Annotated in this window: 16 protein-coding genes; 13 read left to right on the forward strand and 3 right to left on the reverse strand. The window is 61.5% G+C overall.

The window, feature by feature from the left end; all coding sequences use genetic code 11:
• Nucleotides 1-73: 73 nt before the first annotated feature.
• Together ABDK06_RS09640 and ABDK06_RS09645 are read left to right on the forward strand one after the other, a co-directional pair.
• Nucleotides 74-1,258 (forward strand): sensor histidine kinase, encoded by a 1,185-nt coding sequence (locus ABDK06_RS09640; protein WP_394940739.1) that lies wholly within the window; start codon nt 74-76, stop codon nt 1,256-1,258.
• Nucleotides 1,255-1,935: a response regulator gene (locus tag ABDK06_RS09645; protein ID WP_394940740.1), complete on the forward strand. Its 681-nt coding sequence runs from the start codon at nt 1,255-1,257 to the stop codon at nt 1,933-1,935. The genes ABDK06_RS09640 and ABDK06_RS09645 overlap by 4 nt, the downstream gene beginning before the upstream one ends.
• Nucleotides 1,936-1,972: 37 nt before the next feature.
• On the opposite strand, the gene ABDK06_RS09650 is transcribed toward ABDK06_RS09645, so the two are convergent.
• Both ABDK06_RS09650 and ABDK06_RS09655 read right to left on the reverse strand, forming a co-directional pair.
• Nucleotides 1,973-2,827, reverse strand: a complete 855-nt coding sequence (locus ABDK06_RS09650) for a ribokinase (RefSeq protein WP_394940741.1) — start codon at nt 2,825-2,827, stop codon at nt 1,973-1,975.
• Nucleotides 2,828-2,849: 22 nt separating this feature from the next.
• Nucleotides 2,850-3,425: a hypothetical protein gene (locus ABDK06_RS09655; RefSeq protein ID WP_394940742.1), complete on the reverse strand. Its 576-nt coding sequence runs from the start codon at nt 3,423-3,425 to the stop codon at nt 2,850-2,852.
• A gap of 256 nt (nt 3,426-3,681) precedes the next feature.
• Between ABDK06_RS09655 and ABDK06_RS09660 the strand changes: the two genes are divergently transcribed.
• The 8 genes from ABDK06_RS09660 (at nt 3,682) to ABDK06_RS09695 (ending at nt 11,017) form a co-directional block, all read left to right on the forward strand.
• Nucleotides 3,682-4,164 carry a CarD family transcriptional regulator gene (locus tag ABDK06_RS09660; protein WP_394940743.1) on the forward strand — a complete coding sequence of 161 codons (483 nt, stop codon included), beginning with the start codon at nt 3,682-3,684 and terminating at the stop codon, nt 4,162-4,164.
• A 202-nt stretch (nt 4,165-4,366) separates the two neighbouring features.
• Nucleotides 4,367-5,131, forward strand: coding sequence for a 2-C-methyl-D-erythritol 4-phosphate cytidylyltransferase (gene ispD / locus ABDK06_RS09665; RefSeq protein ID WP_394940744.1), 765 nt, complete (start codon nt 4,367-4,369; stop codon nt 5,129-5,131).
• Nucleotides 5,131-5,622, forward strand: coding sequence for a 2-C-methyl-D-erythritol 2,4-cyclodiphosphate synthase (gene ispF / locus ABDK06_RS09670; protein ID WP_394940745.1), 492 nt, complete (start codon nt 5,131-5,133; stop codon nt 5,620-5,622). Before ispD ends, ispF begins: the two co-directional genes overlap by 1 nt.
• 38 nt (nt 5,623-5,660) lie before the next feature.
• Complete coding sequence (gene cysS, locus ABDK06_RS09675) at nt 5,661-7,175, forward strand: cysteine--tRNA ligase (RefSeq protein WP_394940746.1); 1,515 nt, start codon at nt 5,661-5,663, stop codon at nt 7,173-7,175.
• A complete protein-coding gene (gene rlmB / locus ABDK06_RS09680; RefSeq protein WP_394940747.1) occupies nt 7,175-8,167 on the forward strand; it encodes a 23S rRNA (guanosine(2251)-2'-O)-methyltransferase RlmB in 993 nt (330 codons plus the stop codon). Before cysS ends, rlmB begins: the two co-directional genes overlap by 1 nt.
• Nucleotides 8,164-10,194, forward strand: coding sequence for a glycogen debranching protein GlgX (glgX, locus tag ABDK06_RS09685; RefSeq protein WP_394940748.1), 2,031 nt, complete (start codon nt 8,164-8,166; stop codon nt 10,192-10,194). Before rlmB ends, glgX begins: the two co-directional genes overlap by 4 nt.
• A 2-nt stretch (nt 10,195-10,196) precedes the next feature.
• Nucleotides 10,197-10,733 carry a guanyl-specific ribonuclease gene (locus ABDK06_RS09690; RefSeq protein WP_394940749.1) on the forward strand — a complete coding sequence of 179 codons (537 nt, stop codon included), beginning with the start codon at nt 10,197-10,199 and terminating at the stop codon, nt 10,731-10,733.
• Nucleotides 10,730-11,017 carry a barstar family protein gene (locus tag ABDK06_RS09695; protein ID WP_394940750.1) on the forward strand — a complete coding sequence of 96 codons (288 nt, stop codon included), beginning with the start codon at nt 10,730-10,732 and terminating at the stop codon, nt 11,015-11,017. Before ABDK06_RS09690 ends, ABDK06_RS09695 begins: the two co-directional genes overlap by 4 nt.
• Before the next feature lie 90 nt (nt 11,018-11,107).
• Here ABDK06_RS09695 and glgP read toward each other — a convergent pair whose 3' ends face one another.
• Nucleotides 11,108-13,714: an alpha-glucan family phosphorylase gene (gene glgP, locus ABDK06_RS09700; protein ID WP_394940832.1), complete on the reverse strand. Its 2,607-nt coding sequence runs from the start codon at nt 13,712-13,714 to the stop codon at nt 11,108-11,110.
• Nucleotides 13,715-13,951: 237 nt separating this feature from the next.
• Between glgP and ABDK06_RS09705 the strand changes: the two genes are divergently transcribed.
• Genes ABDK06_RS09705 through ABDK06_RS09715 form a run of 3 tightly spaced genes read left to right on the forward strand, consistent with a single transcriptional unit; the run spans nt 13,952 to nt 17,225 of the window.
• On the forward strand, nt 13,952-15,394 hold the full coding sequence (locus ABDK06_RS09705) for an extracellular solute-binding protein (protein WP_394940751.1): 1,443 nt from the start codon (nt 13,952-13,954) through the stop codon (nt 15,392-15,394).
• Nucleotides 15,391-16,317, forward strand: coding sequence for a carbohydrate ABC transporter permease (locus tag ABDK06_RS09710; RefSeq protein ID WP_394940752.1), 927 nt, complete (start codon nt 15,391-15,393; stop codon nt 16,315-16,317). Before ABDK06_RS09705 ends, ABDK06_RS09710 begins: the two co-directional genes overlap by 4 nt.
• Nucleotides 16,314-17,225 (forward strand): carbohydrate ABC transporter permease, encoded by a 912-nt coding sequence (locus tag ABDK06_RS09715; protein ID WP_394940753.1) that lies wholly within the window; start codon nt 16,314-16,316, stop codon nt 17,223-17,225. Before ABDK06_RS09710 ends, ABDK06_RS09715 begins: the two co-directional genes overlap by 4 nt.
• Nucleotides 17,226-17,270: the final 45 nt, after the last annotated feature.

Consider the following 17,270-nt stretch of genomic DNA (forward strand, 5'->3'; position numbering starts at 1 on the left):
CGTTAGTTGAATCCGTCCATGGAATGGCGGATAACGGCGATTCTGCTTCTCGCTCTAAGCATAAGCTAGTGCTGTGGACCCCCTGCTTATCGGAGTCATTTCTGGACTGATTGGTATTGCCATCGGTGCCTTTGGAGTGCTTGCGGTAATGCTCAGCGACCGGCAGCGTAAAGTTCTCAACGCCGCCGATGAGCCCACCTTGCCGCCGGGGTCCGCCGAGGTGCTCGCAGTGATCGGCCGGGCCTTCGTTGTGGTGGATGCCGTTGACGGCGTCGTCAGAGCGAGTCCGGGAGCCTATGCCTTCGGCCTGGTGCGTGGCCACACCATGGTGCATCAGGAACTGCTCGAGATGACGGCGCGGGTGCGTCGGGACGGCGTGATCGAGGAGCGCGAGCTGGAATTGCCTCGCGGCCCGCTCGGCCAAGGGACCTTGATCATCCAGGTTCGGGTTGCGCCGGTGGGCGAGGAATACGTTCTGCTGCTCGCCGATGACCGGACTGAAATCACCCGCACCGAGGCCATTCGCAATGACTTCGTCGCCAATGTCTCACACGAGCTCAAAACTCCGGTCGGCGCGATCTCGCTCTTGGCAGAGGCCCTTGAAGACTCTCCGGAGGACGAGGAAGCAGTCCGCCGCTTCGCGCAGCGGATGCACAAAGAATCCTCCCGCTTGGCCGCTTTGGTGCAGGACATCATCGAGCTCTCCAGACTGCAGGGTGCCGATATCGTGCAGCAAGGTACTGCTGTGGACCTCAACTCCGTGATCAGCGATGCGGTTGACCGTTCGAAGCTGCAGGCGGAGAGTAAGAACATTGAGATCGTGGTGGGCGGCAGCGTTACCGAGGCCGTCTACGGGGACGCCGATCTGCTGGTCACCGCCTTCCGGAACTTGATCGACAATGCGGTGCGCTATTCACCGGTGAATACCAAGGTCGGGGTCGGCCTGCGTTCCGGGGGCGGATTGGTCAGCGTATCGATCTCCGATCAAGGCGACGGAATCGGGCCTGAGGAACAAGAACGGATCTTCGAACGCTTCTACCGGGTGGATGCGGCACGCTCCCGGCAGACCGGAGGAACCGGATTGGGTTTGAGCATCGTGAAGCACGTGATTTCCAATCATGGCGGTGAGGTGACGGTTTGGTCCCAGCCCGGGAACGGATCGACCTTCACCGTGCGACTGCCAGAGATGGAAAAGGGCCAGGCTGATTCGGCCGGGCCTCAAGAGAATGACAATGAGAGTCAAGGAGTATCTGCGTGAGCAGGATTTTGATTGTTGAGGACGAAGAGTCCTTTTCTGACCCGCTGTCTTACTTGCTGGCCAAAGAAGGTTTTGAGGTCGAGGTGGTTGATAACGGCCTGGATGCGATCGTGGAATTCGATCGGGCCGGGGCGGATTTGGTGCTTCTTGATTTACAGCTCCCCGGACAGTCGGGAACCGAGGTGTGCCGCCAGTTGCGGGCCCGCTCTTCGGTGCCCGTCATCATGCTCACCGCCAAGGATTCCGAGATCGATAAGGTCGTCGGCCTGGAACTGGGGGCCGATGATTATGTCACGAAACCGTATTCCTCCCGTGAGCTAGTGGCTCGGGTGCGTGCCGTGCTGCGCAGGCAGGGCGAGCCCGATGAATTGATGACCACGACAGTGCAGGCCGGCCCGGTGCGGATGGATATCGAACGCCATGTAGTGAGCGTCGACGGACATCAGATCTCCCTGCCGCTCAAGGAGTTCGAGCTCTTGGAGATGCTGCTGCGCAACTCGGGCAGAGTGCTCACCAGAGGCCAGCTGATTGACCGGGTCTGGGGGCTGGACTATGTGGGAGACACCAAGACTCTCGATGTACATGTGAAGCGATTGCGCTCCAAGATCGAACCCGATCCTTCAATGCCCAAGCACCTCGTGACGGTTCGTGGGCTGGGCTATAAATTCGAGCCCTAAAGCCGCCTCAGTTGAGGGCGCTAACTATTTCGGACCTTTAACGAGAGCGCTTTCGGAGGGCGTGTTCATAGGCCGCCCAGGATTTCAGCGGTGGTTGAGATGCCGGATGGCCCACCGCTTCGGCTGCGGCAGCGGTCGCCACCTGTAAGACGAGCAGGGGGTCGGACCCTGCCGCGAGACCTAGGGTGAGCGCGGCGCAATAGGAGTCCCCGGCACCCACGGTATTGACGACGTCGGCCGCCTGGGCGGGCACTCGCAATATTTCTCGTCCTGCACTGAACAGTGCTGAACCTTGGGAGCCATAGGTGACCGCTACCAATTTCGCTTCGGACAGCTCCGGCAGCTGGGCGTATTCGGATTCATTGACGATCACCAGATCGCAGCGACGGACCAGTTCGGCTGGCAGTGGCCGGGCCGGTGAGGCATTGACCGCGAAATAGCCCGTGGTGGTTTTCGCGGCGTGCATCACCACCTGCATCGGTACCTCGAGCTGGGTCAAAACTGCGGTGGCTGTGGCCCCGCTGGCGGGGAACTCGATGTGTGCGTTTGCCCCGGGGCAGACCGCAATCTGATTTTCTCCGGCGTCGTCCACCACGATGAGCGCAGTGCCGGTCGCGGCATCAACGGTGGTCACCAGCGAGGTATCGACGCCGAGCGCGGTTAGTTCACCCCGGATGCGTCGGCCGGCTTCATCGTCTCCCACCGCGCCGATCAGGCGAACCTGCGAGCCGAGGCGGGCAGCTGCCACCGCTTGATTGGCGCCTTTTCCTCCCGAGAGGCTGCTCAGCACTCCCTCTCCTACGGTTTCACCCGGGGAGGGAAGCCTGGAGGTGTGTGCCACCAGGTCCTGATTGATGCTGCCTAGAACGAGCAGCGGCGGAAGTTGAGGCATAGAGTCCCCAGTCTGGTCTGGTTCAGTGCCCGCTGGGTGCAGAAGTGGTGGTTTCGCTGGAGGGCTCAGTGGAAGGAGCCGGCTGGGAGGAAGCGCCACCGGGAAGGTAAGGCTTGTACTCCTCGAGAGTTCCGTCCAGCACCGGAATCTTGAGTTCCGCGCTGGCTTGGCCTGAGCCGTTCTGGCTCACCTTGACGGTTTCCAATGAGCCGGGAGCCTCTGAGACCGAACTCAGGATCGAGGCATCGCTCGCCTCATTGAGGTAATAAGGGGTGCCGGGCTTGACCGTGAATTCGGTCTGCGAGCCCTTCGCGCCGTTGAAAGTTACCTTGATATCGGACTTCGAGGTGTTGAAGACCGCACCGATCACTCGACCGGGCTTATCGACGCCGCCGGAGACCAGCAGGATATTGCGTAGTTCGATGCTGCCCAGGTCTTGGCGGATGCCGTCGGAGGCTGAGTACACCACGGTGGTCTGCTGAGGCGCGATGTAGCCGCAGCCACTCAGCGCGCTGACGCCGAGCAGGCTCCCGCCGATAACAGAGACGGCAACCAAGCGCCGAGGGGCAACCCACCGATTGCTGGTAGCGAGTTTCACGTACGTTCTCCTTGGATCTTCACAGCGCGACGGCATAGAACTTTTTTCATAGACAGACTATCGGCAAAAGGCCGGTTCTCTCGACTTTGCCGGTGTTTGTTCATTTTCTCCATGCACTTTTTGCGCCCTGCGTCAAGAGGCAAAATCGCTTCTCCAAGTTCTGGACTAAGCTGCTGACCTGCGCCAATGCTGGGAACTCCCGTCGGCTTCGCGACCATTTCGTGATAAACTAGAACGCGGGAAAGGGAGTATCCACATGGTTTTTGAGGTCGGCGAGACAGTAGTTTATCCGCACCACGGTGCAGCGAAGATCGAAGAGATCAAAATGCGCACCATCAAGGGCGTAGAGAAGATGTATCTCAAGCTCAAAGTGGCCCAGGGTGACCTGACCATTGAAGTACCGGCAGAGAATGTAGATCTGGTCGGCGTCCGCGATGTGGTGGACAAAGCAGGTCTGGAGCATGTTTTCGACGTATTGCGCGCTGAATTCACCGAAGAGCCGACGAACTGGTCGCGCCGCTACAAAGCGAACTTGGAGAAGTTGGCTTCAGGCGATGTCATCAAGGTCGCTGAGGTAGTTCGTGACCTGTGGCGCCGCGATCATGATCGCGGTTTGTCTGCTGGTGAAAAGCGCATGCTGGCCAAAGCTCGGCAGATTCTGATCTCGGAATTGGCCCTGGCGGAAAAGACTGATGAAGAGAAGGCAGCAACCGTGCTGGACGAAGTTCTGGCGTCATAGGGTTGCACCAAGCTCTCAGGGGACTCGATCTGATCGAGTCCCCTCTTCTTTTTAACTTCCAACCATTCTTATCCCGCCTATCCCGCCATTTTGATCCAGCTGTCCCACTGAGTGGTGCTCCTGTTACAGAAGTTCCGCTTTAGCCGCAACATCTGTAACTCCAGTAACACTCAGTGGGATAACTGGCAGATATGCTGGGCGGATGGAAACTCCGCCGACTTTGCGTATCGCCGTTGTTCTGGTGGCTGCCGGTTCCGGGGAACGCCTCGGCCAGGGCATCCCGAAGGCTAAAGCCCTGCTCGGAGCCGAACCGATGCTGAGTCACGCTCTGCGCGGGGTCATTCATGCCCAGGTGGCAGATCAGATCTGCGTGGTGATTCCTCGTGGCGACCAAGAATTGGCGGCTTTGGTGGCCCAGCAGGCGAGCGAGGTTGCGGTTCCCATCTTCACTGCGGACGGCGGATCGACCAGAGCGGATTCCGTCCGTAATGCCTTAGAGGCACTGCGAACCGAGTGCGATGCGGTGCTGGTGCACGATGCCGCTCGAGCGCTTACCCCGGCGGAGGTCTTTCATCGAGTAGCTCACGCCTTACAAGCCGGTGCCCGGGCTGTTATCCCGGTGCTCGCCGTCGTCGACACCATCAAGGTGGCCAGCCCCTCGGAACAGCCGGGAATTGCCACCGAACAGGTGCGTTCAACCCCGCTGCGTGAATCGCTTCGCACGGTTCAGACCCCGCAGGGCTTTGAGACCGCGGCATTGCGCAAGGCCCACGATGCGGCGTCGATGTTCACCGATGCCCAGGCGGCAGCTGTCACCGACGATGCCATGCTGGTGGAATCCCAGGGCATTCCGGTTTACCTGGTGAGGGGTTCAGAGCTGAGCTTGAAGATCACCACCCCGAACGATCTGCTGATCGCCGAAGCCTTATTAGAAGGCCCGGCGGCACCACGATTGGTGGAAGGCTGATGCCGGGAGAGTGGCTGCCGCGCACCGGAATCGGCATCGATGTGCACGCCTACGGCGCAGAGGGCACCGAACTGCATCTTGCCGGGTTGTTCTGGCCGGGCGAACGCGGTCTCAGCGGGCATTCCGACGGCGACGCCGTCTGTCATGCGGCTGCGGACGCTTTGTTCTCGGCCGCCGGAGTCGGTGATCTAGGGACGCATTTCGGCACCGACCGGCCAGAGTACGCCGGGGCTTCCGGAGCGAAGTTGCTGGCTGAGGCGGCACGGATCGTTCGGAGCGCAGGCTACGAAATCGGAAATATCGCGGTGCAGTTCGTTGCTAATCGACCCAAATTCGGTCCACGTCGGCTGGAAGCTGAGGCCGCTTTGAGCGAGGCCGCCGCCGCTCCGGTCTCGGTCTCTGCCACAACCTCCGACGGGCTCGGTTTCACCGGGGCTTCCGAAGGAGTCGCGGCCATGGCGACGGCCCTGGTCTACAAAGTTGCCGGCTGAAGAGGCAGGCAGAACGCACTATCGGCTAATCTTGACAAGTGACACTGCGCTTTTACGACTCAGCCACCGCCGAAGTACGCGACTTCGAGCCTCTCAAACCAGGTGAAGCCTCGCTCTACTACTGTGGTGCCACGGTGCAGAGCGAACCGCATATCGGGCACCTGCGCTCCGCCCTGGTCTTCGACCAGCTCAGCCGTTGGCTGCGAATCCGCGGTTTCAAAACCACCGTGGTCCGCAATGTCACCGATATCGACGACAAGATCCTGGCCAAGGCCGCCGAAGCGGGCGAGCAGTGGTGGGCCCGCGCCTACCGCTACGAGCAGGAGTTCAACCGAGCCTACGATGCGCTGGGCATCTCCCGTCCGGATTACGAACCACGAGCCACCGGTCATATTTCGGAAATGCACGAGCTGATCCAGCAGCTGATCGACCGCGGCCACGCCTACCCGGCCACCGATGATTCCGGTGATGTCTACTTCGACGTGCGCTCCTGGGGCAAATACGGTTCGCTGACCCGGCAGAACATCGACGATATGCAGGCCGCGGCCGACGCTGACCCGCGGGGTAAAAAAGACCCTCGTGACTTCGCGCTCTGGAAGGGGCGCAAAGCGGACGAACCGGAGACGGCGTCCTGGCCCAGCCCCTGGGGCGCCGGTCGGCCTGGTTGGCACTTGGAGTGCTCGGCGATGGCCGGGAAGTACCTCGGTGATGCTTTCGACATCCACGGTGGTGGCCTGGATCTGCGCTTCCCGCACCACGAGAACGAGATGGCGCAGTCCCAAGCCGCAGGCAAGGACTTCGCCAACTTCTGGATGCACAACGGGCTGGTGAGCTACCAGGGCGAGAAGATGTCCAAGTCGATCGGAAACGTGATCGGCCCCAACGAGTTGTTCAGCCAGGCTTCGGCCCGGGTGGTTCGCTATTACCTCGGCCAGGCACACTACCGCTCGGTGCTGGACTATAGCCCTGAATCCCTTGCTGAGGCGGCCGCCGCGCTGGCCCGCATCGACGGCTTCCTGACTAAAGCAGCACCAAAAGTTGTGGAGGGAGCGAGGGGAGACGGAACCCAGAATGGTTTCTTCGCCCCCGCCGGGGCGGGTTGGTTCGCCTACGCTCCGCTGAGCAATCTGCCGGAGGCCTTCGGCGAGGCGATGGACGACGATCTGAACATCCCGAAGGCGCTCGCCGTGCTGCACGAAACCGTGCGGTCCGGAAATGCGGCGCTCGCCAGCGGCGACGCGGACGAACTCACCAGGATGTTCTTCGCGGCGCTCAGCATGACTTCGGCTTTAGGCTTAGACGCCGTTCCCTCCGAGAAAACCTCCTCGGGCGACGTCGGCAAGGCCCTGGACGCCCTGGTCAGGGCTCGGCTCGCCGAACGGACCTCTGCCCGCGAAGCAAAGAACTGGGCGCGTTCCGATGAGATCCGCGATGAACTCGCGGCCATCGGCATCAAAATCGAAGACTCGGCCGATGGGCCAAGCTGGACACTGCTCGCAGACAGCAGTTCCGGGGACTCAGGGTCTGAAGCAACAGAACGGAAGAACTCATAATGGCTGGAAATCCACGCGCCGCCAAAGGCAAGAAGGGCCCCAGCAAGGGCACCGGTGGCTTGGGCCGCAAGGCTCTCGAGGGCAAGGGCCCGACCCCTAAGGCCGAAGATCGCCCGTACCACAAGGCCTACCGGGCCAAGGAGCTCGCCGAGCGTTCGGCGGCGAAGCGGCCCAACAACTCCGCACAGCGCAGCAATCCCAGCCGTGGCAGGGGCCGGGCGAGCGAGGAAATGGTGACCGGGCGCAACTCGGTGGTCGAGGCGCTGCGCGCTGGAGTTCCGGCCAAAGCGCTCTACGTGGCGGTCCGGATCGAAGTCGACGACCGGGTCAAAGAAGCACTCAAACTGGCCGCCGAGCGCGGCATTCCGCTGATGGAAACCCATAAGCCAGAACTCGACCGGATGACGGACGAAGCCGTGCACCAGGGCCTCGCGCTGCAGATCCCGCCCTATGATTACGCTGATGCGATCGACCTGGCCCAGGAGACCATCGACAAGTCTCGTAAGGGCTACATCAACAACGCTCCGCTCATCGTGGCCCTGGACGGCATCACCGATCCGCGCAACCTCGGCGCCATCATCCGCAGCGTCTCGGCCTTCTCCGGGCACGCCGTGGTGGTCCCCGAACGGCGCAGCGTCGGAGTGACCGCTTCGGCCTGGAAGACCAGCGCTGGTGCCGCGGTGCGGGTGCCGGTGGCGCGGGCGGCCAATCTGAACCGCGCGCTGGAAGCCTTCAAGGGTATGGGCTACTTCGTGCTGGGTCTCGACGGCGACGGCGACGTCTCATTGCCGGAATTGGCGGTTGCCACTGACCCGGTGTGCCTGGTGGTCGGGTCCGAGGGCAAGGGACTGTCTCGCTTGGTGCGGGAGAACTGCGATCAGATCATCTCGATTCCGATTGATTCTGCGATGGAGTCGCTCAACGCCTCGATGGCGGTGGGTATCAGCCTCTACGAGATCTCCCGGCAGAGAGCACATACCAAAACCGCATGACCGAAATCGTTTCCCCCAATGTTCTGGGTGCCGCCACTTCCCGGGCCTTTCCGCTCGGGCTCAGCGCGCCTCTGAACGGCGACCCCGAAACAGTGGTCAACGTTGCGGTCTGGGCTCCGGAACTCGCCGAACTGATCCTCTATTTCCAGCCGCCGGGGGAGGCCTGGCAGGCGATGAGGCTGCCGGAGTTCTCCGACGGCGTGCACCACGGGGTGGTGCACACGCTGCCGATCGGCTCACGTTACGGCTTTGCCACCGAGGACATCGATCCGGAGGCTGCGCAGCTCCTGCTCGACCCCTATGCCCGCTCGATCGATCAGCAGGACGGCCGGTTGCTGGGAGTTCGGATGTTCTCCGGCTTCGACTGGAGCGGAGATGCCGCCCCTCACATCCCCTGGCGGGACAGCGTGATCTACGAAGCGCATCTCAAGGGCCTCACCCAGCTGCACCCCGAGGTGCCCGAGGAGATCCGCGGCAGCTATGCCGGCCTAGCGCATCCGGCGGTGATCCGGCATCTCACCGAATTGGGCGTGACCGCCGTCGAACTGCTGCCGATCCATGCGCACCTCGACGAACAGCATCTGCGGGACTGCGGGCTGCCCAATTACTGGGGCTACAACACCATCGGCTACTTCGCGCCACACGCTGGTTATGCTTCGGCGGCGGCACAGCAAGCCGGGCCTCAGGCTGTGCAGGACGAGCTCAAGGGCATGATCAAATTGCTGCACGCTGCCGGTATCGAAGTGATTCTGGACGTCGTTTACAACCACACCGCGGAAGGACGACGTTACGAGCCAGCGCTCAGCTGGCGTGGCCTCGCGGAAAAACGTTACTACCGCTTCCACGATGATCATTATCTGGATACCACCGGCTGCGGCAACACCCTGGACTTCTCTGAGCCCAAGGTCATCCAGCTGGCCCTCGACTCCCTGCGCTACTGGGTCGAGGAGTTCCACGTCGACGGCTTCCGCTTCGACCTGGCGGTGACCTTGGGGCGGGACGCCGTGAACAACTTCAGCCCGCAGCACCCCTTCGTGGTGGCAGCCACCACCGATCGGGTGCTCTCCGGGGTGAAGCTGATCTCCGAACCCTGGGACGTCGGTCACGATGGCTGGCAGACCGGCAGATTCCCGGTGGGCTGGGCTGACTGGAACGATCATTTCCGCGATTCGGTGAGAGATTTCTGGCTCAGCGATCAGGCCTCAGTCAGCGCAGGGGGCAGCGGAGGCGGGCTGGCGCGGCTGGCCGATGCGCTCTCCGGATCATCCCGGCTCTTCGCCGCTTCCGGTCGAAGCCAGCTGGCCTCGATCAATCTGGTGACCGCTCACGACGGCTTCACGCTGGCGGATCTGGTCTCCTATAACGGCAAGCACAACGAGGCGAACCGTGAAGAGAATCGCGATGGCAGCGATAACAACCGCTCCTGGAACCACGGAGTGGAAGGCGCCACGCAGGATCCGGCAATACTGAGCGCTCGGGCGCAGACCGCGCGTAATCTGATGGCGACGCTGCTGCTTTCACTCGGAGTGCCGATGATCACCGCCGGCGATGAACTGGGCAAGACCCAGGCGGGCAATAACAACGCCTATTGCCAGGACAATGAGATCTCCTGGATCGACTGGTCCGCCATCGATGAGACCATGCTCGGCACCACCCGGAGAATACTCAAGCTCCGCAAGGAGTACCTCTCGGCCCAACCCTCCACTTATCCGGCGCGCGACGAGACTTCCTATTTGCACTGGTTCGATGCCAGCGGTCGACCGCTCTCCCCGGACCAGTGGCAGGACGGTTCGCAGCGGGTGCTGCAGATGCTGCTCGGCTCGCCCGGTGGTGTGATGGACGGTCTGGTGGTCTTCAACGCCACCGCGGGAGAAGCGGAGATCACCTTCCCTTGCCTGGAGGAGGACCGGCTCTTCGAGTACCGTTTCGGCACCAGCGAGAGCTACCCGAAAGGTCAGGGCGCCACGTTCCGTCCGGGCGGCGCGGCCCAGCTGGCAGCCAATACCATCACTATCTACCGGGCCTGAAGATGACTGGAAGCAAAAGACCTCTGACGCCGGCTGCCAGGAGAAAACAGCTGGCCGGGCTGATCGCTGCCCTGATCGTGCTGGTGCTGATCATCGGCACGGTGTTCCTGATCAACCGGCTGAGCGCCGGAAACACCGCAGGGGGAGACACCCACAGCAGCCAGAGCGCCGGTAACACCAAGAAACCGGCGGCGAAACCCAGCGTCAAGCAGAGCAGCGCTCAGGCCAGTAGCAAATCCCCGAGTAACCCCTCGAAGCTGCCGACGATCAGCGCTTCGGACTTGCCCCAAGAGGCCCAGCAGACCCTGGCTCTGATCGCCAAGGGCGGCCCTTACCCCTATGAACGGGACGGCGTGAACTTCGGCAATTTCGAGGGCGTACTGCCTAAGCAACGCGGTGGCTATTACCAGGAGTACACGGTGAAAACCCCCGGTGAATCCGATCGTGGTGCTCGACGGATCATCGTTGGTGCCAGAGGTGAGAAGTACTACACCGACGATCACTACGAGAGTTTCAGATTCATTCTGGAGGGCCAATGAACGCCGAACCAGCACGCCGGATCTTCGAAGTCGCTGCTCAGCATTCCAAAGCGGGAGTGCTGGAGGCCTTCGCCCAGGCTCTGGATTTGCCGAGCTACTTCGGTCACAATCTCGACGCCCTGGCCGATTCGCTCCATGACTTCGCCGATGGGTTGAATGAGCCAAGCACGCTGATCTGGAACGTCGCCCCTGAGTTCAAGGCGAGCAAGGCCTACCGGAGCGTGCTGAGCATGGTGCACGAAGCCGAGAATGCGCAGCTCAAGGTCGTCGTGCGTCAGGCTTGAACCCTTTAAACAACATCGAGTGTGCAGATTTACACCTTAAATGCTGGATTTAAGGTGTAAATCTGCACACTCGACGCGGGAGGGAAGCGGCTAAGCGCTGGTGATCAGCCCTAGCTCAGCCCTGCTCGCCAAACCGGAGTGCTCGGGCAACACCCGCACCGTGTAACCGAAGCTACCGGAACGGTCGATGACCACCTCACCGGTGAAGACATACCGGCCATTGCCGAGATCCTCAGTGGGCTGAAGCGCCACTGATTTCGTATCGCTGAGTTCGTCGGTATCCAAGGCTTTGCCGAAGGCCGCCTCAACCCGAACATCCGAGCTGGCGAGTCCATCTAGATTCACATAGGCGCGCACCGCCAGGGTATCGCCGATCTGCGGATTGTCGGAGACGCCGACTGAATCAACGTGTTCCACCGACAGGGCGGGCCAAGCAGCAACCACCTTGGACTTCCAGGCTGCCAATGCCCGCGCTGCCGCGAAGTCATCCGCGGTGGCTGCCCGGCCGGCAATCGCGGCGGGCTCGTAGAGTTTGTGTACATAGTCGTCCAGCATGCGCTCAGCGGAGACCGCCGGGCCGAGTGTCGCCAGGGTGTGTTTGATCATCGAGATCCAATGAGTGGGCAACTCCGAGACCAGCTCAGTGGAGGCTCCAGCTGCCCCGGCGGCTTCGGTGGTTCCGCCTTCGCCATAGAAGCGGGGGGCCACCTGGGTCTCGAGCAGTTCGTAGAGCGCCGCTGCCTCGATATCGTCACGTTCTTCGGCGCTTGCGCCGTTGTTCGCCGTCGGAATCGCCCAGCCGTTCTCGCCGTCGTACATCTCATCCCACCAGCCATCCAACACCGAGAGGTTCAGACCACCGTTGATGGCGGCCTTCATCCCAGAGGTTCCACAGGCTTCCAAGGGGCGCAGCGGGTTGTTCAGCCAGACATCGCAGCCGGGGAACAGGGTGCGGGCCATCGCGATATCGTAATTTGGCAGGAAGACGATCCGATGCCGCACTTCGGGATCGTCGGTGAACCGCACCAGATCCTGGATCATCTTCTTACCCGCGTCGTCAGCCGGATGGGACTTGCCAGCGATCACCAACTGAATCGGATGCGTATCGTTGAGCAGCAGGGCCTTGAGCCGATCGGGGTCCCGCAGCATCAGGGTCAGGCGCTTATAGGTGGGAACCCGCCGGGCGAAGCCGATGGTGAGCACCTGGGGGTCCAGCACGGAATCCGTCCAGGCCAGTTCGGCGTCCGCTGCGCCGCGCTTCTTCCAGGAGGCCCGCACCCGGCGTCGTACATCTTCGATCAGCGCAGCGCGCAATTCACCGCGCAAGGCCCAGAGCTCGGCGTCCGGCACGTGGTAGACCTTGGACCAGTCCGGCTGATCCAGCAGACTTCCGCCGGAGCGCTCGATCACCAATTCACTCACCTTGGGATCGACCCAGGTTGGCACGTGCACGCCATTGGTTACCGAGGAGATCGGCACCTCGGCATGATCGAATCCGGGCCACAGCCCAGAGAACATCTCGCGTGAAACCACACCGTGCAGCTTGGCCACACCATTGGCCCGCTGGGCGAGTCGCAAGCCCATCACCGCCATATTGAAGACGGCGGGGTCACCGCCTTCGTAGCTCTCGGAGCCAAGGCTCAGAATGTTCTCAATCGGCACTCCGGGGGCCAGGCCAGCCTCGAAGAAGTGCTGGATCTGGGCCTTCTGGAAACGGTCGATGCCGGCCGGCACCGGGGTATGGGTGGTGAACACCGTGGAGGCCCGGCCCGCTGCCAGCGCTTCGTCCCAGTTCAGCTGCTTGCTCTCGATGAGCTCCCGGATCCGCTCAATACCGAGGAATCCGGCGTGGCCTTCATTGGTGTGGAAAACCTCAGGCGCTGGAACCCCGCTGAGCCGCTGATAAGCGCGCAGCGCCTTGACGCCGCCCATGCCGAGCAAGAGCTCCTGCTGCAAACGATGGTCTCCGCCACCGCCGTACAGTCGGTCGGTGATCAGCCGGGCCGCATCATCATTGCCCGGAACATTGGAGTCCAGCAGCAGCAAGGGGACGCGCCCGACGTCGGCCCGCCAGATCCAGGCCTGCAGTTCCCTCCCGTCGGGAAGCGGCAAGCTGATCAGAGCCGGAGAGCCGTCCGCTTCGCGCAGCAGAGTCAAGGGCAAGCCATCGGGGTCGAGCACCGGATAGGTCTCTTGCTGCCAGGCATCCCGGGAGAGTGACTGCTTGAAATAACCGGCTTGGTAGAGTAGCCCGACGCCGATCAGCGGCACGCCCAGATCGGAAGCCGCCTTGAGATGGTCGCCGGCCAGGATACCCAGACCGCCTGAATACTGCGGCAGTACCTCGGTGATGCCAAATTCGGGGGAGAAGTAGGCGATGCACTTGGGTGCGTCTTCGCTCAGGCCCTGATACCAGCGAGGTTCCTCCAGGTACCGCTGCAGACCCTCAGCCGCTTCCTGCACCCGCTGCACCACCGCCGGATCCTCGGAGAGCTGCTGCAACTGCTCGCGGCTTACGGAGCCCAGGAAGCTCACGGGATCATGTGCGCTCTCGTCCCAGAGCTGCTGGTCGAGTGAAGCGAAGAGCTCACGCGTCGGCAGATGCCAGGACCAGCGGAGGTTGGTGGCGAGTCTCGCCAGGGGAGCGATCGACTCGGGGAGGACGGTACGGACAGTAAATCTGCGGATGGCCTTCACGCTGATAACGGTAGCGGACAACCGTGAAGGTTGGAATTCATTGAGGTTTCCTTTTTGTATATGACGCGTAAACGTTTACATATTTTCCCTGTCTTTCCGCGTCTTTTCCGGTCCGGAGCCGGGAAGCTCCCTGGCGTGATGGCGCTTCCGCGGGGTTTCTGGAAGTAACTGTGAATGATTGCTATACCGTGTGTTTTGATTGCTGGCCGACTATGCTCTGAGGCAATCATTGATGTGATGCACAACACAGAAGGGGTCGAGGGAGCTTCCGTGATGGGCGCGAGTGGAGAAGCGATGGAGCCGACTGAGCGGCGATTGCCCAAGCGGCGAAGTTTCCTGCTGGGCACCCTGGGCACCCTGGGCGCCGGGTTCTTACTGCCCGCGTTGAGTGGCTGCGCCGGAACCTCGATGAACACCCTGAAGATCGCCTATCAGCAGTGGGGGTCGGGGCGATTGCTGGAAGATTTTCTGACCAAGGTGAGTGAGCAATTTCGCCGCAGTCACCCCGAGATCCAGATCCAGCTGATTCCGTTGGTCGCTGCGGAGAACGATTACTTCACCAAGAACGAGCTCATGATGTCCAGCGAATCCACTACTCCGGATCTGGTCTATGAGGACACCTTCATCTTGAAATCCGATGTCGCCGCGGGCTATTTGCAGCCTCTCAACGACCGGGTCCAGGGCTGGCAGCCCTGGGGGCAGATCTTCGACTCAGCGAAAGCCGCGGTGACCGGTGAAGACGGCAAGGTTTACGGCGTCCCCACCGATACTGACACCCGGGCGCTCTGGTACAACTCGGAGCTGCTGGCGAAGGCGGGGCTGCCCATTCCCTGGCAGCCGAAGGACTGGCAGCAACTACTCGCTGATCTGAAGACCGTGCACCGGATGCTACCGGAGGTGATCCCCTTCAATATCTTCTCCGGAAAGGCTCAGGGCGAGAAAGCCTCCATGCAGGGATTCGAGATGCTGCTTTATGGCACTTATTCTGCGCTGTACGACGATGAGACCAAGAAATGGATGACCGGTAGCCAGGGATTCATCGACAGCCTGGCCTTTGTGCAGCAGATCTTCGCAGACAAACTCGGACCCGCTCTCGGCCAGGCTTTTGATGTGAACCTAGCCGAAACGATCTATGCCGATTGGCTTCCGAATGGCAAACTCGCGGTAGCGCTCGACGGCTGCTGGATCAGCAATAACTGGACATCCGGCGGTGCCGCAGAATGGCCTGAATGGCCCACCGTGATGAAACAGAGCAAGATGCCCACCCAAAATGGGCAGGCTCCCGGGTACACCACTCTCTCCGGTGGCTGGTGCTGGGCCATTCCGGCGCGAACGAAAAAGAGCGAGCTGGCCTGGAAGTACTTGCAGACCCTCTCAACGACCGAAAACATCATGGCCTACAACATCGCGGAGAACGGCGTCGCGGTGCGCAAGGACGTGGCGAGCCGCCCTGAATACCGCAGCTACTCGCCGACAGTGCAGTTCTTCACATCCTTGGTCGAGGGGGCGACTTTCCGCCCTGCACTGGCTCCTTACCCGCAGATCTCCGCCGCGATTCAGGCGGCCATGGAAAAGGTGATGGTCGGCGGCAGCACCCCGGAGCAGGCCGCCAAAGCCTATGACCAACAGCTCAGCGATATTGTAGGGGCTGGGCACGTGGCTGAGGCGGCTGGAAGATGAGCCTGCTCAAGGCCGATCCCGCCAGCAACCAAGAGCGGCAACCATCGAAAGCTGTCAGCAAGTGGCTGCTGAGATCACTACCGTTGCTGCCGGCCCTGGTGCTGTTATTCATCTTCCTGGTCGGCCCGATTCTCTACAGCGTGAGTTTAGCTTTCACCAATCGGGCCTTGCGCGGCGAAGGCGCCGCCAGTACCGAATTCGTCGGCTGGGACAATTTCGCCAAGGCCTTTGGTTCCGCGCAGTTCTGGGACTCGGTGCTGCTGACCTTGATTTTCACATTGCTCAGTGCGGTGATCGGGCAAAATCTGCTGGGCATGCTGCTGGCTTTGCTGATGCGTTCATCGAGCAAGATCGTTAGCGCTCTGACCAGCGCGATCATTATCGCCGCCTGGATTCTGCCCGAGGTTGTGGCAGGCTATCTCTGGTACACCTTTCTGGCTGAGAAGGGGACGCTCAACAGCCTTCTGGCCTTCTTCGGCCTGCCCGCTCAGGATCTGCTGATCAACCTGCCGATCATAGCGGTTGCCTTCGCGAACATCTGGCGTGGTGCGGCCTTCAGCATGCTGGTCTATCGTGCCGCACTCGCCCAGGTTTCGCAGGATATCGACGAAGCCGCTCAGCTCGATGGAGCCGGTGGCTGGCGTAGGTTCTTCCTCATCACCCTGCCCATCATCCGGCGGTCCGTGCTGACCAATCTGATGCTGACCACCCTGCAGACCCTCTCGGTGTTCGGACTGATCTATGTGATGACGGCGGGAGGACCGAGTGGCGCAAGCCAGACCTTGCCGCTTTTCATGTACGAACAGGCCTTTAGCTTCGGCCAGCTGGGGTACGGAACTGCGGTGGCCTTGATCCTGCTGGTCATCGGCGGGGCGGCCTCGCTGGTCTATATGAGACTGCTCCCCAAGGAGGACAGAGCATGAGCGGCAGCCCACTGAGTGCCGGAACCTCGAGGACGAGCAGTGGAATCCCCGTGATCAGGGTCGCCGTCCGGCGGCCCGCCCGGCGTAAGCTCTTCAGTTCCGCGAAAACAGCCAGCAGCTTACTGCTCTTGCTGATCGCACTGTCCTTCTGCCTGCCATTGCTCTGGGTGCTCCTCGCCTCGATCAACCCCGACGCAAGCTTGGCGGTGGAATGGCCTGCGCACCCGAGCCTGGAGAACTTCGCGGCGATCATGAACGCCAAAACCACTTTCCGTCCGATCTGGAATTCCCTCCTGCTCTGCGGGCTGGCGACTCTGGTCACCGTGGTCTGCTCGGCGCTCGCCGCTTATCCGCTCTCTCGTTACCGATCCCGGGGCACACGACCGCTCTTGCTCACTCTGATCTTTGCTACTGGCTTGCCGATCACCGCTATTATGATCCCGGTTTACGCGATGTTCGTGCAGATCAACCTGATCGATTCCTGGGCCGGCACGATCCTCTTCCTGGCCACCTCCTCCTTGCCCTACTCGATCTTCCTGATGAAGAACTTCATGGACGCCGTGCCGAAAGACGTCGAGGAAAGCGCCTGGACAGAGGGCGCTTCAACCATGCAGGCCCTGCGTTTCGTAGTGCTCCCGTTGATGAAACCGGGAACCGCGGTGGTCACCATCTTCACCTTCGTGGTGATGTGGGGGAACTTCTTCGTCCCCTTCATGCTGCTGCTCTCACCGGATAAGCTGCCCGCTTCAGTGAGCCTGTACACCTTCTCCTCCCAATACGGCCAAGTGGCCTACGGTCAGCTCGCCGCTTTTTCCCTGGTCTATTCGCTCCCCGTGGTGCTGTTGTACCTGGTGCTGGGCCGCCGATTCAGCACGGCGTTCACCGCCGTCGATGGGATGAAGGATTGAACGTGAGACGGAAAGAGATCCTGGGCCGAAACAAGTTCTGTCCAT

The sequence above is a fragment of the Psychromicrobium ferritrahens genome, assembly GCF_043789415.1.
Lineage (GTDB): Bacteria > Actinomycetota > Actinomycetes > Actinomycetales > Micrococcaceae > Renibacterium.